1 pseudogene is annotated in these 355 nt (G+C 43.7%); it reads left to right on the forward strand.

The window, feature by feature from the left end:
- Positions 1–355: pseudogene (locus AB4585_RS23495) on the forward strand (ABC transporter); the annotation flags it as partial.

Genomic DNA, 355 nt, shown 5'->3' on the forward strand with positions numbered 1-355 from the left:
GGATATTGAGCATCGGCTCGCGTTGAGTCAATTACTCAATGAGTGTGCGAAGCAGATGCAATTGATTGTTATCACTTCTCGTGAAGATGAATTACCCGAATGTATTACCCATGTAGCGCTATTTGATCACCAATCCCTAACTCAAACGATGACCCTAGACGATTGGCATAACCATCCGATAAAACAGCACATAAAGAAGCTCTCACTGCAGAAGAGCGGAGGGGTGTATGAGTTGATGGAGTCATATCACCAGCAGCAGTCATTACCAGATCCATTAGTGGACATGAAAAACGTTAAGGTGGAGTACCTTGATGGCCTTATTTTTAAAGACTTCACTTGGCAGGCTAAGGTAGGT

Origin of the sequence: Vibrio sp. 10N.222.49.C9 (assembly GCF_041474985.1) — a bacterium.
In the GTDB taxonomy this organism is placed as follows: Bacteria; Pseudomonadota; Gammaproteobacteria; order Enterobacterales; family Vibrionaceae; genus Vibrio; species Vibrio crassostreae_C.